General features: G+C 45.2%; 19 protein-coding genes and 2 tRNA genes. 8 read left to right on the forward strand and 13 right to left on the reverse strand.

Translation table 11 applies throughout. The features are described 5' to 3' along the window. Positions 1–15 precede the first annotated feature (15 nt). Positions 16–993 carry a hypothetical protein gene (locus tag LHL20_RS10850; RefSeq protein ID WP_226433330.1) on the forward strand — a complete coding sequence of 326 codons (978 nt, stop codon included), beginning with the start codon at positions 16–18 and terminating at the stop codon, positions 991–993. A 6-nt stretch (positions 994–999) separates the two neighbouring features. Here the strand turns inward: LHL20_RS10850 and LHL20_RS10855 are convergent, their stop codons facing one another. Then, entirely contained in the window at positions 1000–2718 is a 1719-nt protein-coding gene (locus LHL20_RS10855) for a cyanophycinase (RefSeq protein WP_226433331.1), read from the reverse strand. Positions 2719–3106: 388 nt separating this feature from the next. Here LHL20_RS10855 and LHL20_RS10860 point away from each other — a divergent pair, with 388 nt between their 5' ends. The 3 genes from LHL20_RS10860 (at position 3107) to iadA (ending at position 8754) form a co-directional block, all read left to right on the forward strand. Further along, complete coding sequence (locus LHL20_RS10860; protein WP_226433332.1) at positions 3107–6052, forward strand: TonB-dependent receptor domain-containing protein; 2946 nt, start codon at positions 3107–3109, stop codon at positions 6050–6052. Between the two features lie 74 nt (positions 6053–6126). Beyond that, a complete protein-coding gene (yfcC, locus tag LHL20_RS10865) occupies positions 6127–7587 on the forward strand; it encodes a putative basic amino acid antiporter YfcC (protein WP_226433361.1) in 1461 nt (486 codons plus the stop codon). Continuing rightward, positions 7588–8754 carry a beta-aspartyl-peptidase gene (gene iadA / locus LHL20_RS10870; RefSeq protein WP_226433333.1) on the forward strand — a complete coding sequence of 389 codons (1167 nt, stop codon included), beginning with the start codon at positions 7588–7590 and terminating at the stop codon, positions 8752–8754. Between the two features lie 111 nt (positions 8755–8865). On the opposite strand, the gene ilvN is transcribed toward iadA, so the two are convergent. From ilvN to orn, 9 genes are all read right to left on the reverse strand, one after another. Next, complete coding sequence (ilvN, locus tag LHL20_RS10875) at positions 8866–9363, reverse strand: acetolactate synthase small subunit (RefSeq protein WP_159627304.1); 498 nt, start codon at positions 9361–9363, stop codon at positions 8866–8868. Further along, a complete protein-coding gene (locus LHL20_RS10880) occupies positions 9363–11081 on the reverse strand; it encodes an acetolactate synthase 3 large subunit (RefSeq protein ID WP_226433334.1) in 1719 nt (572 codons plus the stop codon). Before LHL20_RS10880 ends, ilvN begins: the two co-directional genes overlap by 1 nt. Positions 11082–11314: 233 nt before the next feature. Next, positions 11315–11692: a DUF413 domain-containing protein gene (gene maoP, locus LHL20_RS10885; protein ID WP_201283986.1), complete on the reverse strand. Its 378-nt coding sequence runs from the start codon at positions 11690–11692 to the stop codon at positions 11315–11317. Positions 11693–11891: 199 nt separating this feature from the next. Then, entirely contained in the window at positions 11892–12356 is a 465-nt protein-coding gene (locus LHL20_RS10890; RefSeq protein ID WP_159627307.1) for a hotdog fold domain-containing protein, read from the reverse strand. A gap of 241 nt (positions 12357–12597) precedes the next feature. After that, positions 12598–15681, reverse strand: a complete 3084-nt coding sequence (locus LHL20_RS10895; RefSeq protein WP_226433335.1) for a TonB-dependent receptor domain-containing protein — start codon at positions 15679–15681, stop codon at positions 12598–12600. A gap of 458 nt (positions 15682–16139) precedes the next feature. Continuing rightward, positions 16140–17009, reverse strand: a complete 870-nt coding sequence (locus LHL20_RS10900) for a hypothetical protein (protein ID WP_226433336.1) — start codon at positions 17007–17009, stop codon at positions 16140–16142. Positions 17010–17228: 219 nt separating this feature from the next. Continuing rightward, positions 17229–17304, reverse strand: a tRNA-Gly gene (locus LHL20_RS10905). 51 nt (positions 17305–17355) lie between these two features. Then, positions 17356–17431, reverse strand: a tRNA-Gly gene (locus tag LHL20_RS10910). 101 nt (positions 17432–17532) lie between these two features. Beyond that, positions 17533–18078, reverse strand: a complete 546-nt coding sequence (gene orn / locus LHL20_RS10915) for an oligoribonuclease (RefSeq protein WP_159627310.1) — start codon at positions 18076–18078, stop codon at positions 17533–17535. 85 nt (positions 18079–18163) lie between these two features. Here orn and rsgA point away from each other — a divergent pair, with 85 nt between their 5' ends. From rsgA to LHL20_RS10935, 4 genes are all read left to right on the forward strand, one after another. Then, a complete protein-coding gene (rsgA, locus tag LHL20_RS10920; protein WP_226433337.1) occupies positions 18164–19207 on the forward strand; it encodes a small ribosomal subunit biogenesis GTPase RsgA in 1044 nt (347 codons plus the stop codon). Positions 19208–19327: 120 nt separating this feature from the next. Further along, complete coding sequence (gene asd / locus LHL20_RS10925) at positions 19328–20251, forward strand: archaetidylserine decarboxylase (protein ID WP_226433338.1); 924 nt, start codon at positions 19328–19330, stop codon at positions 20249–20251. A 3-nt stretch (positions 20252–20254) separates the two neighbouring features. Then, positions 20255–21130 (forward strand): DMT family transporter, encoded by an 876-nt coding sequence (locus LHL20_RS10930; protein ID WP_226433339.1) that lies wholly within the window; start codon positions 20255–20257, stop codon positions 21128–21130. A gap of 11 nt (positions 21131–21141) precedes the next feature. Beyond that, on the forward strand, positions 21142–21864 hold the full coding sequence (locus LHL20_RS10935; RefSeq protein ID WP_226433340.1) for a glycerophosphodiester phosphodiesterase: 723 nt from the start codon (positions 21142–21144) through the stop codon (positions 21862–21864). Between the two features lie 32 nt (positions 21865–21896). Here LHL20_RS10935 and LHL20_RS10940 read toward each other — a convergent pair whose 3' ends face one another. The 3 genes from LHL20_RS10940 to LHL20_RS10950 all read right to left on the reverse strand — a co-directional run bounded on the left by LHL20_RS10940 (position 21897) and on the right by LHL20_RS10950 (position 24674). Further along, positions 21897–22325 (reverse strand): MerC domain-containing protein, encoded by a 429-nt coding sequence (locus LHL20_RS10940; RefSeq protein ID WP_159627314.1) that lies wholly within the window; start codon positions 22323–22325, stop codon positions 21897–21899. 179 nt (positions 22326–22504) lie between these two features. Next, positions 22505–23290, reverse strand: coding sequence for a divergent polysaccharide deacetylase family protein (locus LHL20_RS10945; protein ID WP_226433341.1), 786 nt, complete (start codon positions 23288–23290; stop codon positions 22505–22507). Positions 23291–23564: 274 nt separating this feature from the next. Then, positions 23565–24674 (reverse strand): murein hydrolase activator EnvC family protein, encoded by a 1110-nt coding sequence (locus tag LHL20_RS10950; RefSeq protein ID WP_413228895.1) that lies wholly within the window; start codon positions 24672–24674, stop codon positions 23565–23567. Between the last annotated feature and the right edge of the window lie 268 nt (positions 24675–24942).

Consider the following 24942-nt stretch of genomic DNA (forward strand, 5'->3'; position numbering starts at 1 on the left):
AGGAGTTAGTTAGCAATGCTGTGTATTGTGGCCGTTTGTTCTTCATTATTGTTGATGCCTAATCAGGGTGTGGCCAGCGATACTGCGTCGGTCAATAATCCAGATTATCAGATAAACAGCGCTCAAAATGAGGCTGAAAACAATAATCGATGGTTTGATATCTGGCAGCGTAGTTTTACTGATTCAATGGATTTTACGGTCAAACAACTCGATGGCCTTTTTCTCGATGATGACGCGCGCGCGTCCCACAAACAGGCACGCGCTGAAGGCAGAGTGCAGCTTGCATGGGAGCCTCGCACTGGCATGCTCTCCGACACCGATTTGCGATTTAGAATAAGAGTACAACTTCCCGCGCTTGAAGATAGAGTGGATTTGCTGCTCAGCGATAATGAAGATGAAACGCAAGACAATACCATTCGCGCCGCGAGAAATACTGATAACAATGATCGGGACCGTACCACCATTGCACTGCGTTTCAGACCAGAGCAAGATTCACATTATTCTTTTCGTGTGGGCGCAGGTAGACGCGACCAGCTTTATGTAAAAGCCCGCTATCGCGATGCCTTAGCCCTGTCTTCTCAATGGGCAATGCTATATGACAGCGAACTTTACTTTTACTCCCGGGACCGCTTAGGCGCAGAGACAGGCGTTGCATTTCAATACGACGTGAACGAGAAGCACCTTTTCCGTCAGAACAATCGATTTTATTTTAGAGATGATACAAACGACTGGCTTTGGCGACATGAAGTGCACCACCTGTATTCGGTGGATGAACACAATGCTATCGTTCCCCATTTTATGGTTGAAGGACTCAGCCAGCCAAACTATCGCGTTGAAGAAATATACGCAGGAATGCGTTGGCGTAATAATACATTACGCGATTGGCTCTTCTTTGAAGTAGAGCCCTTTGTATTATGGCTACGTAATGAAGACTTCAGGACGTCATACGGTGTTGCACTGCGCATTGAAGCCTATTACGGGAAAGATACCTAAATACGCTTATGGCTCGAACACCAAAAATGGCACATAAGCATAACCACAATAATTGTTACGCTGAACCACTGACTGCGCGGAACGTTTAAGTACATGAGCTGTGCCAAGGTGCTCCCACGATATTTCTTCAGCGTTGCGACAAAGACGCATTGCCTGCTCCCGCCACACACCGTCAGCGCTACCTTTTTTATTGGCGTGGCGCGGTATTGCGTTTTCTTGTTTCACTAAGTCGATATTTAGTACCCTTTCACGAATTGTGCCTTTGCTGCCCGAGGGCACAAAGCTCGCTGAGCCGGCTATTATGCGTTTAGCCTCTTCTTTATATCGCGTTTCTTCTATGCGCCCTTCACTAAGGTCGACAATAAACACGCCACCTTTACCGATAACACTGAAACTAAGTTGATTTGCTTGCGTCTCAGGTTCGACAAGTAATGCGGTTGTTTCATCAACGCCAAAGCCAAATTGTTGCTGACTCTGTGCTGTCGCAGCGATTAGCCTTACTTCTCGGTCGCGCTCTGAAAAATGGGTGTCTAATAGGCCGTAACGAAATAAGCCCAATCCACCTAGAGGGTTAAGTGTGACGGCATTATCCAAAAGATGATTTTCACAACCACTGCCGTCTTCACAACGCTGGGAGACAGGTGGTACGGCGAAAACCCCACTGGAAAGAACACCTTCTGAGTCGCCACTTGTGAGCATAGGGATAGGTCGTCCATTTGCAAAACCACCCGCCTGAACTGCCGTACCTGCACTTGTGCCGCCGACAACAATGGCATCTGCCTTCCACAGTGCTCGAAGATGAGTTAAAAAGGTACTCGGTTCTCCAGTAGGTGTTGTAAGTGCGGCAAGGGTTTTACTTTGATCGCCGCCATTAAAAAATAATCCGTCGAGATTAGCCAGGGTATCAAGTGCCAGCGTTTCATCTAGACACCAAGCCGTTTGTTTTTCAGCACGCTCTGGGTACAAACGCGCTTTATCGAATAATGTAAACTGCGCCCTGAAGTGGGGTAAGTTTTCACAGCCCTTGCCGCCCATATCGCTTACAAATTTGGCGTGCTGCAAGGCAGGTGTTAATGGTATCCACTGCACATCAATATCTGGGTTACTAAATACCCCTGTGTAGAAATCTACGGCTTCAAATGGGTCCCGGGATGATGCGGTGATCACACCTACTCTTACTCGCCGCTCAACCCTCTTTTTGCGATGTTTGTCTTTTGCCGCTTGTAGAAAAGCATTGTATACATCGACCGACGCTTTTTCTTTAGTATGCGCAAGGGATACCCGCTCTTTAAGACGCTCTCCCTTCGAATCTACCTGACTGACTTCTAATGAATCCAAAAGTAAAAAATAGCTCACATCCGAGAGGCTTCGAATGTCGTCGTTGTGAAACCCTGCATCATTAAGGGCGTCAAACAATGCATTCTTCTTATACTGCACACCACCCAAAGATGAATAAATATTCGATAATTTTGAATACAAAATTTCATCAAATTTACCAAACTCAGTACTGTTCTTTCGATATCTCGACAGCGACTCTGCATTAACTTCGTAGAGAGCATGTGTTTTCGCGTTAACAAAAACATGATCTGAATCGCAGTTTTTAGCAGACAGACTTGCACATGTCTTAAGTGCACCACCCGCCAAAATCAAATTAGGCGAAGCGAAAGAATAACAAGAAAAAACATAGATATAGAAAAAACAAGACAACTTAACAGGCAATTTCATGGGCGCCCTGCAGACACTTTTTAAAATGTTCAAAAAAGAGACTTTCATTTAATCCAACGGCGTATTTATTTGATTGACTTTTATTCACCGTAGTGTTAACTAATTATTAATGTCAACGGTTTCGTTAACACCGTTAAACACTATTTTACCCAGACGAAATGCATAATTCGTCACAACACTGGTTTTATTCGATGATCAAGAAAGCTGCCAACCTTGGCAACTATCGCTATCAAAACTTTTACTTGTCGGAGTGGTTCGACGAGTAGCCTCTAAGCCCTTCAATTAATTGAAGCGGCCTCGCTGCGTCTTGCAGCAAATTTCTCTTTAATCAAGTGTTGAATCGCGCGTAAAGCGGCATTAGACCGTGTGCGTTATGGGAATTACAATAATGAAAAAATCGACGTTACTTCACAGAATTAGTGTGTCTGTTGGCACGCTCAGCTACCTATCTTTTTGTATTGCTGGTGCGGCGTTCGCTCAAGACCCCGTCAATGAAGACGAGACCGTTGAACGCATTCAGGTGACCGGTAGTAATATTCGCGGTGCCAATATGGAGGGTGCGCAACCACTCACCGTTTTGACTTCAGATGATATTGCTCGCACAGGCGCATCAACCATTTCAGAGCTTATGCGTACGGTGACTCAAGCTCGCGGTGGCGTAGGCACATTTGATACAACACAAAGTGGCGCAACATCTACATCAACCCCACCAGGGCAAGCCGCTGCGTCGTTGCGCGGAATAGGTCCGTCATCCACACTGACGTTAGTGAATGGACGTCGTATCGCAGCCAGTTCATTCGCCGCAGGCACAGAGAACTTTGTTGATATCAACAGCATTCCAGCATCAGCGGTAGAGCGTGTTGAAATTCTTGCTACAGGTGCCTCGGCGATTTACGGCGCAGACGCTGTGGCAGGCGTTATCAACTATATTCTCAAAGACGATTACGAGGGCCTTGAGCTTTCTACCAACTACGAAAACACCACGAACAGCAACGATCACGGCGCACTGAATTTTCAAATGTTGTGGGGCAAGAACTTTGAAAACAGCAACCTCACTGCCTTTGTCGATTACTACGACAGAAAAGCAATTCGCGCAGCAGACTTTTCGCAGACCCGCGAGCCTATTTTGCAAAGTAGCTATTCATATCTTGCGAAAGGCCAACCCAACATTTACTTCAACAGCGCCAGGGACGGTAACGAGATGCCAGCACCTAATTGTGCTGACGAGTTAACCATTACAGAGTTTGGCGAAGAAATATGTGCTTACTACGCTAATGAAGATGACTATTTTGAAACGCCACTTGAGACCCTTTCTGGTGGCTTCACCTATACCTATCAAGGTGACAATCTAACCTGGCGTACAGACTTGCTGGCTTCACATACCAAATCAACGTCGTTTTCTACACCAGCACCTATCAACCAAGTTGATGACGAAGAAGGCGCGTGGATAGGTGTGGACGCCCTTGATGTGTTGGACGAGACAACGCGAAATAGCATTCTTGATAACCTTTATGTCGACCCTTTTGATACGGTGGCCGGTCGTGAACTCGAGGGTTTCCAATACGACGCACGCTTCTCGTCGCCGCGCACCGTTGAAATCGAGACAGATGCCATCCGTTTGGTGACCTCAGTACTAGGATATTTTGGTGACTGGGAATGGGAAGCCGGTGCACTGTATTCTCGCAGTGAATCAGAACAAGTTGCCACGCAAGGTATCTACAACCGTTATTTGTATACAGCAGCCGCCCACGGCGAATTGTGTGACAATGGCAACATTGCCCAATACAACAGTGATGATGACAGCTTAAGCTGTGCGGGCAGTAACTTACTTTCTGCGTACAACCCATTCTTAGTGGGTGACGCCCAAAACGACGCTATTTTAGGCCTTACTCAAGCACGTCCGACGCGCGATGGTACCAGCGAAGTATTTGGTGTTGATGCTAAAATCAACGGAGAGATTGCTCAATTCAATGGCAACGCCGTTTTACTTGCAGCAGGTGTTGAGTTTAGACGCGAAGAAATTACCGATATGCCTTCCCTTGACTCTCAAGCCCGTGCGGAAAATGATTTTCTTGTCGACGTCTTTGGTTTTGGTTCAAGTGCATCTGCTGCCGATAGAAACCAGATGGGTATTTTTACCGAAGTATTTATGCCTGTTTCTGACAAGTTCGATATTAGCCTTGCGGGACGTTTTGACGATTACAATGACTTTGGCAGTACCTTCAATCCCAAAGTGGGCTTTACATATCGACCACTTGATAACCTTGTGCTGCGAGGCTCTTGGTCTACTGCATTTAGAGCACCTTCACTAACCCAAGCTGGCGTACAGCTGCGAACTACCCGTGCCTCGTTTGACTGTAGCGTTAATAGCGCAGTCGCTGACTTATATTGCGAAGGTCAAGGTACGGTGCGCGGGAATAACGTACTTGAGTTAGGCAATCCTGCTCTGCGCGCTGAAGAATCTGAGACGTACTCGTTTGGTTTTGCCTACAGCCCTACTGATAATACGCATATCACAGTAGATTACTGGACATTCGATCACGAAGATATTGTCGATACCAACATGACAGGCGTGCTCAACGAAGCCATTACCGACGCGTCACTGCGCCATTGTGGTGTACTAGACGAAGGTGAAATTGGCATCTCATATCTAGAAGATTTATGTTTGGTCACTGACAGCCAAGGAAACACCATAGAGGATGACGGTGCAAACCTTACTGAGATTCTAGATGCCTGGGTGGCCTTTGATGACCCGCGCTTTGCAGAACTCCCTTTATTCAGAGACCATATCTTATTGCTAGATAACACTGGTACTCAGGAACTTGAAGGTATTGACTGGAACGTTACGCACGACATTAACATGTCTCGCGGCACCTTAGAGCTGGGGTTATCTGGTACCCACTATCTTACTTACGATCGCAACAGACCGGGCTCAGATCAAATAGAGTCACTCGCCGGCACATTCTTGTACCCTGAAACCGTTGCAACCGCCGAGCTTTTCTATGTTGAAGAAGACTGGTATGTCGGTGCTTACGTCTTCTATACTGGCAGCTACGATGATGACATTATCCGCTTGCGAGGTCGCGAAATCGACGAGCTAATAGATATTGGTGCGATTACCGAAGAAAACCAAGAACGAGATGTCAGCAGTTGGACAACGGTAACGCTTAGTGCAGGTTATTACTTTGACAACGCCGACATTCGATTAACTGTGGACAACCTATTTGACCGCGATGCACCAACTGCATATGGTTCTGGAAGAGGCTTTGATGCATATAACCACGACCCATTTGGTACGCGCTACACGCTTGCGTTTAGCTACTATTTTCAATAAGTGACACCAAGGGGGCGTAACGCCCTCTTTCATTCTCGGAGGTAAGGTTGCAACATTCACCTTCAACATCGCGTATGCCAGACGCATTTGTCATCTTGTTTTTTGTTATTTTGATTGCAGGTCTTGTTTCTTGGCTTGTGCCTGCAGGCTCATTTGATACAAAAGACATTGTCACATCCTCTGGCGACGTAAAAACGGTATTAGATGCCGATAGTTTTACTTATAGTGAGACACATCACGGATTTGTGTTGTTCGACGGTTCTGGCAATACAACGGGGATCGCTAACTATGCCTTTGATGGTATGGTGTCGGGCGATAAGTGGGGTGCAGCGGTAGGCGTTATTGCTTTTATTCTTATTGTTGGTGGCGCCTTTGGCATTGTTATGCAAACAGGGGCTATCAATAACGGCATAATGGCACTGATAAATCGTTATCAGCACGCCGACAATTTACTGCTACCGGCACTATTTTTATTGTTCTCATTAGGCGGCGCAGTGTTTGGTATGGGTGAGGAAGCCATTGCCTTTTGTATCGTTCTGGTACCCTTAATGACTGCAATGGGCTATAACGGCATTATGGCCGTACTCGTTACCTATGTCGCTACCCAGATAGGTTTTGCTACCAGTTGGATGAATCCATTCTCTGTCGCCATTGCACAAGGCATCGCTGACGTACCTTTGATGTCAGGGCAAGGGTTTCGCATTGCAACGTGGGCCATATTTACTGTAGTTGGGCTATTATTCACCCTGCACTACGCGAAGCAACTAAAAGTAGTAAATACAAATAAACTCGCGAGTGAACACCCACACTCTAACACCATACCGAATGAAAACGTTGTGCAACCTGATGATGCGAAAACATCATTTAGTACAGTAGATAAGATCATCCTTGTTGCGTTTTTTGCCTGCATTATTTGGGTTATGTGGGGGGTTATTTTACACGCTTATTACATTCCACAAATTGCTTCACAATTTTTCTGTATGGGCATTATTGTGGGCGCTATTGCGTGGTTTGGCGGTCGTATGCGAATGAACGATATTAGTGCCGCCTTTGTAAGTGGTGCCCAATCATTACTGCCAGCGGCGTTAATTGTGGGTATGGCAAAAGGGATTGTGCTGGTGTTAGGTGGCGACGATGTCACCACGCCTTCGGTACTCAACACATTGCTGCATCATACTGGTAGCACGCTGGCGCATACAGGGTCAGTCATGAGTGCTTGGTTAATGCTGGTATTTCAAAGTATCTTTAACTTCTTCATTGCTTCAGGCTCAGGGCAAGCCGCCATTACCATGCCGCTTATGGCACCGTTATCCGACTTGGTTGGCGTGACCCGTCAAGTTGCTGTACTGGCATTTCAATTGGGCGATGGCTTAACCAACCTTATTATTCCTACCTCAGCTTCGCTTATTGGCTGCTTAGGCGTAGCTGGTGTTAGCTGGACGACATGGGTAAAATTTATCGCTAAATTTTGCGCATGCCTTTTTTTGCTCGCGTCACTCACTGTTATCACCGCCGTTCTAATAGGTTTCTCTTAAATGCTCACGCTAATTCAAAATGTAGAATGTTATGCGCCGTCTCCACAAGGAAGTGTTGATATTCTTATCGCCAACAATGCGATTGCCCATATTGCACCTGACATCTCGCTTACCTCTTCGCTTGTAAACGTTATTGATGGGAGCAATCTTATTGCGCTGCCTGGCTTAGTGGATAGCTTGGTCCATATCTCTGGTGGTGGCGGTGAGGGAGGTTTTCATACCCGTACCCCGCAAATGTCGTTAACTGAAGCAACATTACATGGTGTAACAACGGTGATTGGTGCATTAGGCACCGATGCCACCACTCGCACTTTGCCTGACCTTGTTGCTAAAGCAAAAGGACTGAATATTGAGGGTATTAGTGCGTATTGTTACACCGGTTCGTATCACTTACCTGCTCGTACGATTACTGGTAGTGTTACCGACGATATAGTGCTTATTGATGCCATGATTGGTGTAGGTGAAGTGGCGATTGCCGATCACAGAGCTGCCGAACCTACGGTGCAGGCACTTGCCGAAGTAGCGGCGCAAGCGCGCACTGGCGGTATGATTTCGGGTAAGGCGGGAATTGTTTATATCCATACCGGTGATGGGAAACGTCAACTTTCACTTTTACACGATGTGATTAACAATACCGACATACCCGCAAGCCAGTTTTATCCCACTCACATCAACAGAAATCAAGGTTTGCTAGAGGCCGGCATTGCCTGGACGCGCAGTGGCGGTGTTATTGATATGACCACAAGCACCAATGAACAGTTTATTGAAGAAGGCGAAATTCCGGCTGCTGATGCCATAGCGTATTGCCTAACAAACGGCGTTACTGCACGGCATTTAAGTATGAGCTCAGATGGTAACGCGAGTTTGCCCGTCTTTGATGATAATGGCATGTTAGTGGGCTTGGAAGTTGGTAAAGTCGGGAGTTTATTCGACGCGTTCAAAGCGCTCGTTTTGGAGCACAATGTTTCTCTTGAAAACGCCATTCAAGTGGTCAGTACAACACCTGCGCGTATGCTGAAACTTCACCAAAAAGGAAAACTAAAGCCAAATAGCGATGCAGACATCGTGCTATGCAACAAGACAACCTTAGATATTGTTCATGTTATTGCGAAAGGCAAGCACGTTGTGGCCCAGGGTAAAGCCATTGTAAAAGGCACGTTTGAATAATTGTAATTGGAAACACTAACTGAAACAGGAGAACGCTTAGCGAGGTGCAAAGCATTCTCTAAAAAGCAAAAAAGGGCGTAAACGCCCTTTTTTGTTATTACGGATTTGCGCTTAAGGACGAAGCGCTCTATCACCACGGGCTAGGCCACATACACCAGTTCGAGAAGACTCAATAATTTCAGCGCATTGCCCCATAGTGGTTGCAAAAGCATCGAGCTTATCCGTGGTGCCTGTAATTTCAATGGTGTAGTTGTTTGCGTTCACATCAACAATGCGCGCGCGAAAAATATCAGTGTTGCGTTTCACTTCAGCGCGTACCGCCTCTGTACGCGTCGCTACTTTAATAAGCATTAGCTCGCGCTCAATGTGTGCACCTTCAGTTAAATCTACCACCTTAAGCACATCAATAAGCTTGTTCACTTGCTTCGTGATCTGCTCAATAACTTTATCATCACCATGTGTGATGATGGTAAGACGCGACAAACTCGCATCATCCGTTGGCGCCACACAAAGCGAGTCGACGTTGTAACCGCGCTGCGAAAATACACCTACAATTCGTGAAAGTGCGCCAGGGGCGTTTTCCATTAATACTGAAATAATACGTTTCATCAGGTTCGCTCCGTCTTGCTCAAGCGCATGTCATCCATTGCGCCGTACTTAATTTGCATTGGATATACGTGTTCGTTTTGGTCTACTGCAATGTCCATGAACACTAGGCGATCTGTGTAACTGAAACATTTCTCCATAGCCGCATCTAACTCGTCGAGTTTATCGACTTTGATACCTATATGACCATAAGCCTCTGCCAACTTCACAAAATCGGGCATTGAATCCATATAAGAATGTGAGTGACGGCCCTTGTAAATCATATCTTGCCATTGACGCACCATGCCCAAAGCACGGTTGTTCAACGAAATAATCTTAATGGGTAGGTTGTACTGCAAACAGGTGGACAGTTCTTGAATATTCATTTGAATACTGCCGTCGCCTGTTACTACCACTGACGTTGAATTAGGGTGCGCAAACTGAACGCCCATTGCAGCGGGCAAACCAAAGCCCATCGTGCCTAAACCACCTGAGTTAATCCACTGGCGAGGCTTGTCATATTTATAATAAAGGGCAGCAAACATTTGGTGCTGGCCTACATCAGAACTTACGTACGCTTTACCATCGGTGTGCTTGTACAAAGCTTCGATAACGCGCTGCGGTTTGATTACTTCTTCACCCTGATGGTAGTTCAAGCACTGACGTATGCGCCATGTTTCAATTTGCTGCCACCAATCAGCTAATTTGTCTTTCTGACCAGACAAGTCTTTCTTGTTTACTTGACCGAGAATTTGATCAAGTACTTTATCTACCGACCCCACCACGGGAATGTGCGCGTTTACGGTTTTCGAAATAGACGCGGGGTCTATGTCAACATGAATAATATCAGCGTGCGGGCAGAACTTGTCGACATTGTTCGTCACACGATCGTCAAATCGCGCGCCCAATGCAATAATGCAGTCTGAATTGTGCATGGTTTTGTTGGCTTCAAGCGTACCGTGCATACCCAACATACCAATAAACTGTTTATGCGTGCCTGGCATTGCACCTAGCCCCATAAGAGTACAGGTTACGGGAGCATTTAACTTCTCAGCCAATTCAATCACTTTTTCAGACGCGTCGCATGCTACTGCACCACCACCCACGTAAAGTACTGGGCGCTCTGCTTTAAGTAACGACTCAACCGCTTTCTTAATTTGCTTGGGGTGGCCCTTTTCGGTTGGGTTGTATGAACGCATAGTCACGTCGCTTGGGAAGACATACGGATGTTCCTCAGCCACGTTTACAATGTCTTTTGGTAAATCAACAACAACTGGTCCCGGACGACCGGTATTTGCAATGTAATATGCCTTGGCAATTGCTTCAGGAATATCCACCGCCCGCTTTACTAAGAAACTGTGTTTTACGATAGGACGCGAGCACCCCACCATGTCAGTTTCTTGGAATGCATCTTCACCGATGTGCATTGACGGCACTTGTCCCGATAGAATAACCATCGGAATAGAGTCCATGTACGCAGTAGCAATACCGGTAATGGTATTAGTCGCGCCTGGACCTGATGTGACGAGCACTGTGCCGGTTTTGCCAGTTGAACGTGCATAACCATCCGCCATATGGGCGGCTGCCTGTTCATGACGCACGAGGACATGTTTGACATCTTCTTGTGCGAACAACGCATCATAAATGTCTAGTACGGCACCACCTGGGTAACCGAACAAGTGTGTCACTCCTACATCTTTTAGCGCTTCTACCACCATGGCTGCGCCCGACATCATTTTCACAGTGCTTTCTCCTGTAATGGGTTGGGGTTTGTCAGCGTACGTTGACGATGCCCCGACTATAACTAAGGTAATAGGAAGATAAAACACTAAATTACGCAAAAGTGAGATATATATCCCAATATTCGCAATAATTAGGATAAATATTTCGACTTAAGTGTAAATTTGACAAATATTAGGATAATTATTTACACCAAGTTAACAACAAGGAGAAGATATACTTGGTGTAAGGATGGTTAATCGTCAAGATCGATATCTAGGTCACTGTTATCGCTTATATCGTCGTCATCGTCAACATCTTCTGCTGCCGCTCGTTTTGAACCATAAATGCTGGCCGTTTTAGGGCGATTGATGCGCGCTTGATACTTAAGCCATGCTTTTTCTTGAGGCGTTGCTGGCTCGCGATGACCAAGGGCCGACTCCAAGTACTGTTGCTCCTCATCAGTCTCTGGCGTTATTTTTCCGTCAACGAGTGCGGCAAATAAACTGCCATGGGTTTGCAACATCTTTGCTTCGTTTATCGAAAAGTCTCCAGAGCGAGCAAACCCGTAAGGATAATTCTTTTTGTCTGCAAAGGGCTTTCTTGTAACTTGTTCTTTAGTGATCACTGACATCTTAACCTCTTCCACAACGAATATGTAATGTAATGAAATAGACTTCTGATCTAGCGCCTTAATCGCTTCACTCGTTATTCTTAGTTGTGTTTTGAAAAACTGTCAAACAGAAAAGCAACCATCGTAAAAACTTAATAAAACCGACGTATTTATCCTCAAGAAAAAGGCCGCTTAAGCGGCCTTCTTTTTTCATTTTTGATTACTTACGCTTTTCGCTCACCCATACGGTTATGGTGCCTTCAACCACCACAGTACCTGATGCATTGTATGCTTTAACTGAAATAGGGAGATCACCTGGCTTCCAAGCATCATCCGGTACTTCAGCGACGCAACGAATATCAGAATCAGCTTTAGCGGGATACTTCACTTCCATTCCTTTTGGGATCCAACGTAAATGCTTAGGAATTGACGCTTCACACATAAACCCCATCGCCATCTCTAGACCGTTACATATCGCTATAACATGAACAGTACCAATATGATTTTCTACTGCTCTACGTTTTTTAATGTGTACTTCACAAAAGTTGGGCTTAATATCGGTAATAATTGGCGATACGGTTCCAAAATACGGCGCACGGCGCGCGGAATACCAACTAAACAGCTTTTTGCCAAAAGGCAGCTTAATAAATTTGTTGTAGGTGTTTAGTACATAGTTTTTTGACATCGTGTTCACGCTGACTTTTTAAAAGCCCCAAGAAATGAATTAATGCTTTATCTGTATTAAAGAAAGCTAGCTTAATCTGGTTAGACCAGTTATATAGCTATTAACATAATCGTTACGTGAGTACGTTGCAACAAAGAATGCGCACTTTGCTACCAATAGAAAGCTTAAAATGAAGGCTGCATAAAACAAAAAGCCCGACACGAGGTGACTCGTGTCGGGCTTTAATTTTCACTTGTTGCTGTTACATGGTGTAGTTAACACCAACGAAGTAGAACCTTCCGCGCGGACCAGCCGGGCGAGAAAGGGTACCTAAGTACGGGTCTTCTTCGAACGCGTTGTTAATACCACCATAAACTTCTAGGTTATCTTTGAAGTTATAAGATAGTGAGAAGTCATGCACCACTGCAGAACCAGTATGCGTTTGACTAATGAAGTCAGGGTTGTTCTCAATATCTTGGTTTTCTAGACCAGGAAGTAACTGATCACCTTCGTAACGTCCACGCCAGCCAATAACGAAATCACCAATTAGGTAATCTACGTTCATGTTAACAATCCACTCAGGACGCGTAAACGTACCAAGTACATCTGTCACTTCGTCTGGTGCACTTACGTCACGTACTTCATCGTTCTTCAAGAAGTTAGTACCATTGATACTAAACTCAATTCTGCCATCAGTTTCGGCAACTTTTGCTAAGTCAAAGCCATAGTCAACGCGGAAATCAATACCTGACGTTTCTACAGCTGCTAGGTTGATAAAGCCTGAACGGAAGTTAGTAATGAAGCCGTTACTTGCATCCCTGTCTACCGCATCACAGAATTGGTTGTTGATGGTTGGCGCATCAACACAGTTAGATGCAATATCAAAACCTGTCAGGCTATCAATAAGACCATCGATTTGAATGTTGTAGTAATCTAGCGTCACTACAAGGCCGTCAAACAAGCCGTCAAACTCACCATCTGGTCTCCAAACCGTACCCACTGTTAGCGTCTCAGCTTCTTCTGGGTCCAAATCTGGGTTACCACCTGTCGTACCTGCAACGAATGCTGATAGGAAGTTGGTTGAATCATAGCTGCCGTCAGCCACTGCATCACCAATTAGTGCAATACAGTTTGCTTCACGGAATTCAGAACCTGCACCAATAAAGTTTTGGTTACAAGGGTCATCACCTGCACCCAAGGTTGCCGCAAATGTTGGAGCAAACGCCTCATTAATGTTTGGAACACGTACCGCTTCTGAATAGGTAGCGCGAACACTGAATGTTTCTACCGGCGACCACATAGAACCAACAGTCCATGCGTCATGAGTGCCATAGGGGTCGTAGTCTGAGCTTCTGTAAGCTGCGCGAAGCTCAAGTCTTTCTGCAAACTCCATTCCTTCTAGTAAAGGAATAGTCGCTTCCATAAAGTACTCAGATACGTCGTACTCACCATCAGATGGATTGGTTGGGCCTGCTCGAGAGTCCAACTCACCAAATGTCAGGCCAAGAGCTGAAAACGTATTTGGCGTAAATTCGCTTGATTCTCTGCGCCATTCATAACCAACAGCAAAGGCAATTGGGCCTGCAGGTAGCTCAAACAAGTCGGCAGATGTGCCAGAAACCACGGCAAGGAAGTTCTCCTGCACAATATCGTTTTGGTCTGTACCCGGTTGGAAGATGAAGTTTGCCGCTTCTACGCTGATAGAGTCTTTACCAAATAGGTTAACTGGTACACACGAACCATCACCTGGCTGGAACGTTAAGAAGCCGAAGTTGCCATTTACCGTTGGGAATGGAGATGTTGGTGGTAGTGCACTGCTATCTAGGTCAGAACGACATACCGCATTACCCGTAGCAGGGTCGATAACGGCATCAATAGCTGCAAAATAACGGTCTTCTATACGTTGACGGCTAGTGATGTCAGCATCAGTACGGCCATAGTTATAAAACACTTCATATTCAAGTTCTGTATTAGGAATATACCCGTCAAAACCGGTGACCACTCTGAAGGTTTTACGCTGAGCTTCTGGATTTGAAGTCGCGTTGAAATCAAGCACGTCGCGAGACATCACTAGACTTACGCTTTCACCTTCAGCCTCTAACTGATTAATCTGTGACAACAGTTCTGCTGGAATAAACGGGTTATCCAATGAAATAGGAATATCGTCATTGAAACCATTTACCTGATTGGTCTCTTTGGTTTCACTTTGCACAAACTTAGTATCAATGAAGAAATTCACGTATTCGTTAATTTCATAATTTGCGATAGCTTGAACAAGAATACGTTTTGATTCAGGGAGAATAAGTTCACTGTCTGGGCTTCCTGGAACACCGTCACCGCCACTTGCGTCAAACGGGCCAATATACACATCACCTGGGTTATAGGCTCTTAGTCCATTTTCACCGATAACTTGACAAGCAGGGATCATCGCAGACCCAAGTGTTGCACAACCCGCTGCACCGCCAGAATCTAGCACGTCGAAAAACGCACTCCCGGTCAACGAGATCACGCCGCGATCACTAGAAATAGGAAGACGATAATCAGGTACCCATGTGTTAGCAAAGCGAGAATCGATACCAAAAGCAGTTTGCGTTGCCGAGGTATTAGCGACTTGAGTGTAAAGGCCCGAGCCTGCAAAATCTCTATCACGCGCAAAAACAGGGCTTGTCTCTTGATACTCTACAGCAAATACTAAGTCGCCTTTATCTGACGAAAAACCGTTTGCCAATGAGATGAAGAATTCATTGGCGTCCATTTCATCGCTTACACCAGATTGTGTGCGAACTTCTAAGCCGTCGAAAGACGCACCGCTTCGCATATTGAAGTTAACAACACCGGTCACAGCGTCTGCACCGTAAACCGCTGATGCACCACCAGTAAGTACTTCAACGTTACGCATTAGCGCGGTTGAAATTGTGTTTACGTCAACAGAGCCCGTACCTTCAATACCCGACACATGACGACGTCCATTTTCCATAACAAGGGTACGTTCACTGCCTAAGTTTCTTAGGTTAAGTAAGCTAGCACCTAGTGGCGTTCCGTTAAACGCAGAAAATGAACCTGGCAATGAAGCTTGAAGCTGTGGTGATTCACGAAGCATGGCACCAAGGTCTATTTGACCAGATGTTTTGATATCACCCGCACCAATAGCCAATACTGGGCTTGCCGCTTCTAAAGAAGAGTCTTGTGCCACACGAGAACCTGTGACAACCACTTTCTCAACGTCTTTTTCATCAACAGTGGTGTCTTCTTGAGCGTTTACCACGCCCGAATTAAGCGCGAGTGCAGATGCTACAGCGCACGCAAGCGCGGTAACATTGTTTCGCTTCGATAAATCAAAAGCCATGTGTGTTTCTCCAAGTCATTTTGTTTTATGCCCCATCACTCTTGTTGGTGACTTCGCGGGAGGATTTGTGTTTATTTTTTATTCACTTATATTGCGCCATAAAAGTGCAGTGTTCAATACTTACTCACTGTACCTTATGTACTCTTTGGCAATTATCTGCAAACTTTGCAAACTACGTGCCTAGCAAACTGACAAAAATGGCCGTCTACGCCGCTAAAAAACAGCGCATTATGCATAATTACCCAACAAAATCCATTTAATATTCAAAAAAACCATCAAACACAGTTCGATCGCACAACAATTGTGCAGCACCGCAGTAGTGCATCTCCCTCTCCCTGATTGCTTTAGCACCTAAATAGAAAGACAGCAGGGGCAATAAACTGGAATGACAGCACTCAGATTTAAAAAAACAGCACCAAACCCGTGCAGGCAAAAGTGAATAAATAATCACAAACCATTCAACTAAGTGAATAAAACAGGTTTGATGCAGGCCCTTTACCTTTTGTGAGGCGTTTGTTGATGTAGTGATTTATGTTGCCAAATTCGGAACAAACCACTGAGCCTTTAGGCGGTAAAACATCATCACCTGATATGGTTGGAAAATCTCGATCCTCTAGTACTACACCTCGATTTTTACTAAGCGAAGCAAACAATTGACCAGTCCACGTATCACAGTTGACCGTTATTTCTATCGATGCTCTTAATAGTTCATCGCTCGTCAACGGCAATACCTTTCTTTGTCTTTGAGGTGCTGTAGAAGAAGTAGGTAATGCAGATAGCGCTTCCCTGTTTAAGTTGTCTATATAGGTTTGTGTGGCTTGTTTTATGTTGTCGATGCTATGCACCGAAGATGACGATGTAGAAGATGGAAGGGCACCTGACAAAGGCAGCTCTCTTTCAGATGAGTGATTTTCAACAGGTGCACTGGCAACCTTTTTTGCGCCGTCAATTGACTGGTTAGACTTTACCTTCGCTTTGGCAGCAACATTTAAAGTTGGGACTTGGTTGCTAATATCTCTTGTGGCAGTAGCTCGACTTTGTGCCTTACCAGAGAAAGGCAACGTATTTGAAATTTCCCTTTTACTCCACAGCACGGCTTTTATAGGTTCTATCAAGGGTTTCGATTGGTCTTGCACTATTTTTTTTACAGAGTAGCTAACAATAAGAGCAAGCAAAAGATGACAAGTCACCGATACGCTTGCTGGTTTTAATATAGCTCGATGAATGCGTTCATCGGCGTTATGTTGTTCGTCTACGCGTGAGATGATATCGGCATAAACAGCATTATCGATATTAATGCTGTCGTGCAAAACAATACGTTCAGCCACATGAAATAGTCCCTTATGCAATATCATTATTAAGCACAGCACAGAGTAATTAGTTCCGCAGTAAAGGACGGTTTCTTTAAAGTGTGTTTGATGGTTTGGAGCGGGAAACGAGATTCGTTAACTCGTTGTGAAGCAATGGCCGACACTCGGTCGCGGGCCCTTCGAGGGGTCACATAGATGCAACTATATTATTTTGCTTATCTGAGGTGTTTGAAAATTTGGAGCGGGAAACGAGATTCGAACTCGCGACCCCGACCTTGGCAAGGTCGTGCTCTACCAACTGAGCTATTCCCGCATAGAGTCGATGCTTTGCATCTTTTTGACTACTTACATGAGTAAGTGAATTTGGAGCGGGAAACGAGATTCGAACTCGCGACCCCGACCTTGGCAAGGTCGTGCTCTACCAACTGAGCTATTCCCGCAACAAAAGAGGTACTTCGTTTGAAGTGGTGCGCATTTTACAAAAATTTTTGACTAACGCAACCTTTAATTCCACTTTTTTTGCACCTCGATGTTTGAATGCTTAAATCGTAAACACTTTCTCACGATAATAGCGCATTTCTTCAATGGACTCGCGAATATCGTCAAGCGCCAAATGCACGCCTTTCTTTTTAAATCCATCTAGAATTTCTGGTTTCCAGCGCTTTGTAAGTTCTTTAATTGTACTTACGTCGATGCTGCGGTAATGAAAGTATTCCTCAAGCTCTGGCATGTATTTCACCATAAAGCGTCGGTCTTGCCCTATTGTATTACCACAAAGCGGTGATTTACCGGCATCAACCCATTGCTCCAAAAATGCTATGGTCTGTTGAGCGGCCTGCGCCTCATTAACGGTGCTTGCTCTACAGCGGTCAGTTAACCCACTTTCTCCATGTACGCGTGTGCACCATTCATCCATATTGTCTAATACACTGTCTGGTTGATGCACCGCAATTACAGGGCCTTCGGCTAAAATATTCAGCTGTGCATCAGTCACTATGGTGGCTATTTCCATGACCACGCAAGTCTCTGGGTCAAGCCCGGTCATTTCCATGTCAATCCACACTAGATTGCTATCGTGTTTACTCATTGTGTTCCTCTTTGCGCTACAGACATGGCAACCATGCCCTACAAACGGTATTATTGACATAGTATACGTGAACTAGAAAAGAATCGTGGCGAAAAAACCAAAACTTACACAACGACAAAAACGCCAAGTTGCGGCAAATAGAAGCAAGCGCTTGCGTGAGAAACACGCATCGAAAGGTGCGGTAAACCTTGACGAAAGTGCACTTGAAAGTGGCACGGTTACAGGCCGCTTTGGTAAACATGCTGACGTTGAAGACGCCCAAGGCGTTATATCTCGATGCCACATTCGTCGTACTGTTGACTCTGTGGTATGTGGTGACAAGGTTCTTTTTAGCAAAGGCGATGATGCGGAGTCTGGCGTAAGTGGCGTTATCGAAATTGTAAAAGACAGACACTCTGTGCTGACTCGCCCAGACTATTACGACGGTATTAAGCCCATTGCTGCCAATATTGACCGCATTATTGTTGTAAGCGCCATACTGCCCTCTCTGTCTTTAAATATTATCGACCGTTACCTGGTTGCGTGTGAAGATATTGGCATTACTCCACTTATTGTTTTAAACAAAGTGGAGCTTTTAAGTGACGATGAACGGGACACCGTTAAGGGCCAACTAAAAACGTATGAAGCGTTAGGCTATGAAGTACTCTTCACTAGCTGTAAAACGGGCGAAGGCATTGATGCGTTAAACGATTATCTTAACGACAACATCAGTGTTTTTGTTGGTCAATCGGGCGTAGGAAAATCTAGCTTAATTAACCAAGTGCTACCTGACGCTGATGAATTGACCGGGGAAATTTCTGATAACTCGGGCCTTGGCCAACACACCACAACAGCTGCCAAACTATTGCACTTACCGGCGGGCGGCGATTTAATCGACTCACCAGGGGTGCGCGAATTTGGCCTGTGGCATATTCCTACCGAGCGTATTACTTGGGGTTTCAAAGAGTTTAGGGATTATCTTGGCGGCTGTAAGTTCAGAGACTGTAAGCACCTTAACGACCCTGGCTGTTTGCTAAGAGAAGCTGTTGAAGAAGGTAAAATCAGCGCCGAGCGATTTGAAAGTTACCATAGAATTCTTACAACAATGGAAGAGCAACGCCCTAGCCATAGCCAACCACCTGGCGCGTAGCGCGTTCTTTGCTAAATGCACGCTGCTTATAGCTAATTTGTCATATCCATAATGTTAAAGTTGCCCGAAGCTTCTTCAGTTGAGGTACAATTGCACGGGTAAAAGAAATGGAGATATTTTGTGTTAGATTGGCTTAAAGTTAATTTACAGTACGTCACCCCAAAGCATTTGCTGTCGCGTCTTGTTGGCAAGCTTGCTGAAGCTGAAATGGGCAGCGTTACCACCTTTTTTATTAAGACGTTTATTAAACAGTACAACGTCGATATGACCGAAGCGCTGTACGAAGACCCTACGCATTACCGCAGCTTTAATGCATTTTTTACGCGCCCTTTAAAACCAGATGCGCGTAGTATTGATGACAATGACAATGTGCTTATCCATGCTGTAGATGGCACGGTAAGCCAGTTTGGTGACATTAACAGCGACAGTATTTTTCAGGCAAAAGGTCATGATTTCAGCCTGACTACTTTATTAGGCGGCAAACCTGAAATTGCTGCGCCGTTTAAAAACGGTAAGTTCGCAACCATCTACCTTGCCCCACGCGATTACCACCGTATTCACATGCCTGTTGAAGGCACGCTAACCGATATGATTTATGTGCCAGGCGAACTGTTTTCAGTAAATCCACTGACTGCGCAAAACATCCCAGGCCTTTTCGCCCGTAACGAACGTGTGGTTGCACTTTTTGATACGCCAGTGGGTAAAATGGCCATGGTACTTGTAGGTGCCACTATCGTTGCAAGCATTGAAACTGTCTGGTCTGGAACGGTTACGCCGCCAGCAGGTAAAAACGTACAGCATTGGTCTTACGAAAAAGACAGTGAAGCGGCCGTTAAGCTTGAGAAGGGTGCGGAACTTGGACGTTTCAAACTTGGCTCAACCATTGTTGTGTGCTTTGAAAAAGACATGATTGAGTTTGAAGACATGGCGCCTGGCATGGTGACGAGACTGGGTGTCCCAATGGCAAATATGCGCAATGGTTCTGATGATACTGAGGCAGACGCTCTGTCCAAAGAAGACTCGGCAGAGAACGCTAACAGCTAATTTATGGATGCTGTTAAAAAAAGCCTAATATCGCTTCACTTAACGGTGATCTTACTTGGTGGCACGGCGCTTTTCTCAAAGCTTGTGCCACTAAGTGCAGCCGACATCACGCTCGTACGCTCTGTATTTGCTTGCATTGCGTTGTTTGCTTTTCTCAAGCTTGCCAAAAACAGAATTACGCTTAATTCCAAGAAAGACTACACCGTAGCAGTGGGATTAGGCGTATTAATGGCGCTTCATTGGGTCACCTACTTTGCCGCCATGCAATATGCAGGGGTATCTGTGGGCATGATAGCGCTATTTACCTTCCCTGTTATTACAGTGCTGATTGAGCCGTTTTTTGAGCGCGTACGCCTTGTTTGGCAAGACATAGTCTCAACACTAACGGTTATTTTCGGTGTGTATTTAATTGTGCCGGAAACGTCTTTGGAAAATGACGTTACCCTTGGGGTGCTTATCGGTATTGCATCTGCCGTGCTGTACTCATTTCGAAATCTCATACATCGCAAGCATTTTAAACACTACAGCGGCGCGCAAGCGATGGCGTGGCAAACCCTTGTGATCGCACTTATTTTGCTTCCCTTTGGTAGCGAGAGTATAACTAATGCTTCCACCGATGCTTGGTTAATGCTGTTACTTTTGGGTACCGTTTTTACTGCGCTACCCCATGCATTAATTGCGGCGAGCCTTCGTCATTTGCGCGCAAAAACCTTTTCGCTTATAGCCTGCATGCAACCTTTGTATGGCGTGTTTTTAGCTATTCTGTTACTTGATGAAACTCCAACAATGAGTGCGTTAGTGGGCGGTGTGTTAATTACTTCAGCGTCGGTATATGAAACGCTTAACACGCACAAACTCCATAATAATGCTTCAGACTAAGGCGGTAGACTATGCGTATTTATGCTCACCGCGGTGCCAGTAAACAAGCACCCGAGAACTCGCTAAAAGCGTTTAAACTTGCCTTTGAGCAAGCCGCTGATGGTATAGAGTTTGACGTTTATCAGCACGATAGCGGGATTATCGTATTTCACGATAGAACGCTTATGCGCAGGGCAAACGTTAAAGGCTACCTACTTGAGACCCCCTTCAGCGAATTGTCTACTTTGGATATTGGTGAGGGAGAGCGCATACCAACTCTTATTGACACCCTTAACACGGTGCCACCAACAAAGTGGTGCAACATCGAAATAAAGCACTTAGTTGATGTAAAACGCTGGGTTGAAGATGTAAAAAAAGCGGTGAATGCCAGCAACGTCAATGTGAGTAACCTACTGGTATCGTCATTTAATCATCACTGGCTAAAAGCAATCAAAGCACTGTGGCCTGAGGTTAAAGTTGGCGCGCTGTCGGCAAGTTATGAACTAGATTGCACTGCCAGTGCTCGCGCGCTAAACGCCTACTCTGTCAATATTGCATTAGATGCCGTTGATAAGTCGTTTGTTGAAACTGTTCTTAATGCAGGGTTTAACGTGTACGTTTATACCGTCGATGAACCTAAAGACATGCTAATGTTAGCCAAATGGGGAGTAACAGGTATTTTTACGAATGTGCCTGATATAGCCAGACAAATATTAAAAGCCAATAGCGAGAACCGAGAATCTAACGAAGAGTAATCAGCGCATTACCCCGTTGATTGGGACATTGTCTACTTAAACTCTGTTGAGAGGTGTTCAGTAAAAACGGTGTTTTTACAGCATTTACATTGACGGCAAAGGCGCATATTCACCCAATGTCCAGCCACAATTAGCATTGCACCAATAGCAATGGTGAAGGGTTCATACTCATGGCCAAAAATATCTTTAAACCAATAGATTGCACCGCCACTAAATAGCAGCCCTAGCGGATAAAATTTACCGTGATAACGCAATGCACCGCTTAACAACGCAACTGCACCGACAAGAATTGAAAACGTTAAAATGGTGCGTTCGAACCACACTTGCGCAAAAAAGCTGGAACCGATAAGTGGAAGTAACGGTATTAGCACGGGTAAAGCAAGACAATGCAACGCACACAAGCTCGACACCCAGATGCCAAGTTTGTCTAGTTTTGTTGGATTCTCTTCAATTGGATTCATTAACTCGTATACCGAATATTGCGCCAGAGACGTTATAATATAACAAACTCAGCAAAATGAAAAATAATCGTACATTAAATTTTGATCTGAGCGAGAAGAAAATAGACTAAACGGTTAGCGTTAATAAGCTCAGTCTCACACCACATCCATGATATAACCCGTAATTACAAGCACTAAGCTCACTCATTAGGTGCAGACGCTGATAAATCCGGTAACCCAGTTGCGGCTAATGCCTGTGATGGTGCGAAGTAATCGGCAACAGAAATGAGGTTGAAACCTTCACTTTCAAGTGCAGGTAAATGTTTTTGCAGAAATGCAATAGTTTGTGGATGGGGGTGACCAATCACCACCACTTGCCCTTTTTTCTTGGCAATCCGCTTCATGCGATTGAATTGCCGTAGTAGAAATTCGTCACTGAGTTCGTGATCAAGAAATACCTGGCGACTGACGCTTGGTACACCAAGACGTGAAGCGACTTGCTCGCCTTTGGTTAATACCGTCGTGCGACTATCAACAAAAAAGAGACCTTGTCGCTTTATCTCTTTCATCAATGTTTCCATTGCCTCTTCTTGGCCGGTAAATGCGCTGCCCATATGATTGTTTACGCCAATGGCGTTAGGCACACTTTTGATTGCTCGGCGCAAGGTATGTGTAATCGCACCAGCATACATGTCAGTCGATAGACCTAGCGGCCCCATATTGAGATCCTTTTGCGACTGCATGGGCATGTGTAACATAACCGCGCGTCCTTCTTGCTCTGCGCGTTTGGCGATATCACTGGCCAGTGGTGTTTGAGGCAATATCGAAAAAGTAATTTCTTTAGGAAGAGAGAAAGCAGCGACGTCGGACGGCCTGTAACCAAGGTCGTCTAATATAATGATGATGTCAGACTTTGCCATTGCTGCGTGGCAAAGTAGCCCGCTAAGCACACACAGCAGACTTGTTATTATAAGACGCAAACGCATCTACAATTATCCATTTATTTATCGTTATTTTTATATCAAACAGTTGGCCGAACACCTACGCTGATACGCCCCTAATGACACGTATAGCCACCACTTCTGTTTGTACTTAACAACTTGCCTTAGCGCATGGCAATGTTATTTGTTAAGTCACCTTACTAGAGAATACCAATTACTCGGCCAGATTCAACTTATTGAGAATAATAATCAGGTATCAAATGTGCCCCACAGGCGATAAGCGTTATGTTTGCATATAGGGCTGGCAGCACAGTGCGCGCTAATTAAACCAAGTGCGAGGATTTAATGCTTTACCTTTGTGACGAATCTCAAAATAAAGATTGGGGTATTCTTGCCCACCGCTTCGCCCGACCAGCGCAATACGCTCGCCGCTTCGCACTTCGTCACCTACCTGTTTGAGGAGTGCTTGGTTGTGGCCATATACGCTCATATAACCATCGCCGTGATCGATAATTGAAACTAAACCAAAACCGCGCAACCAGTCGGCATAAAGTACCTTGCCCGGTGCAATGCTATTAACCGGGTCGCCTTCAGCGCCATCGATAATGATGCCTTTCCAACGCACTTGGCCTTGGCGACGGTTACCGAACAAATTGCGGATACGTCCATCAACCGGCGCTTTCAATTTTCCTTTGAGCTTCGCTAAGCCATCTAACGAAATCTTCGCTTCTCTCGCGGCGCGCTCTGCGGCAAGTCTTGCAGCTTCAATGGCATCTTTCAGCGCTTTTTCGTCGGCTTGTAATGATGCTATCTTTTGATTCTCGCTGGCGATAGTTTGATTAATTTTCTTTAGCGTTGTCTTTCTGTCGTCTTGACGCGTAATCAATACGGCACGCTGGTTTTCCTGATCTTTTTGTAAATTTACTAATGCCAATGCTTTTTCTTCGAGCGCTTCATTCACCTCTTCAAGGCGTGCAACATTTCCTCGAAAACTTTCAATCTCTTTCTGGCGAGCTTTTGCTACATACTGATAGTAAGTAATAACACGCTCAAAGGTTCTCGCATCATCTTGGTAGAATAACATTTTGGCATAGTCGTAGTGCCCTGCCATGAACGCGCTCTTTAACTGACTAGAAAGCAGAGACTGCTGCTTTCGAATGGCCGTTTTTAGCTCGCTTTGTTCCGCTTGCAACTGTGACTGTTCTTGTTCAACATCGTTTAGGGACTGCTTGGTAAGCGCAAGCGCCTTAGCCACTTTAGCAATCTCTAACTCTGACGCTTTTAGTACATCTTCAAGCTCTTGCGCGCTGGCCTTGCTATTTTCCAAAACTTGTTGTCTTGCGCGTAGTTCAGCTTGAAGCTCGGCCAATTTTTCTCGCTGCGCCGACGGGTCCTCGTCTTGCGCGACAACACTACCACTTACTAGCATCAGCGCAATAACACCTAGCGCCGTTAAAAGTGGAAGCTGTATTCGAAAAAACGCCATTAGCCTTAATAATCCCTAGCGTAAACCGCTATAATCTGAAAATTGCAATTACTAGAGTCAGTGTATCTGAGGGTAAGACAGTTGCCCAGTGCAATTTGGTTGTAATATCAATCATCTAAGCTTATTCACTGTAAGTGTGCTCAATGTAAGCCAGAGTAGACTGGTTTCTCGCCCATTTTTCTATATACTTTGCTCTCTTTTCATGGTCTGT

It is taken from the genome of Alteromonas sp. McT4-15, from assembly GCF_020515205.1.
GTDB lineage: Bacteria > Pseudomonadota > Gammaproteobacteria > Enterobacterales > Alteromonadaceae > Alteromonas.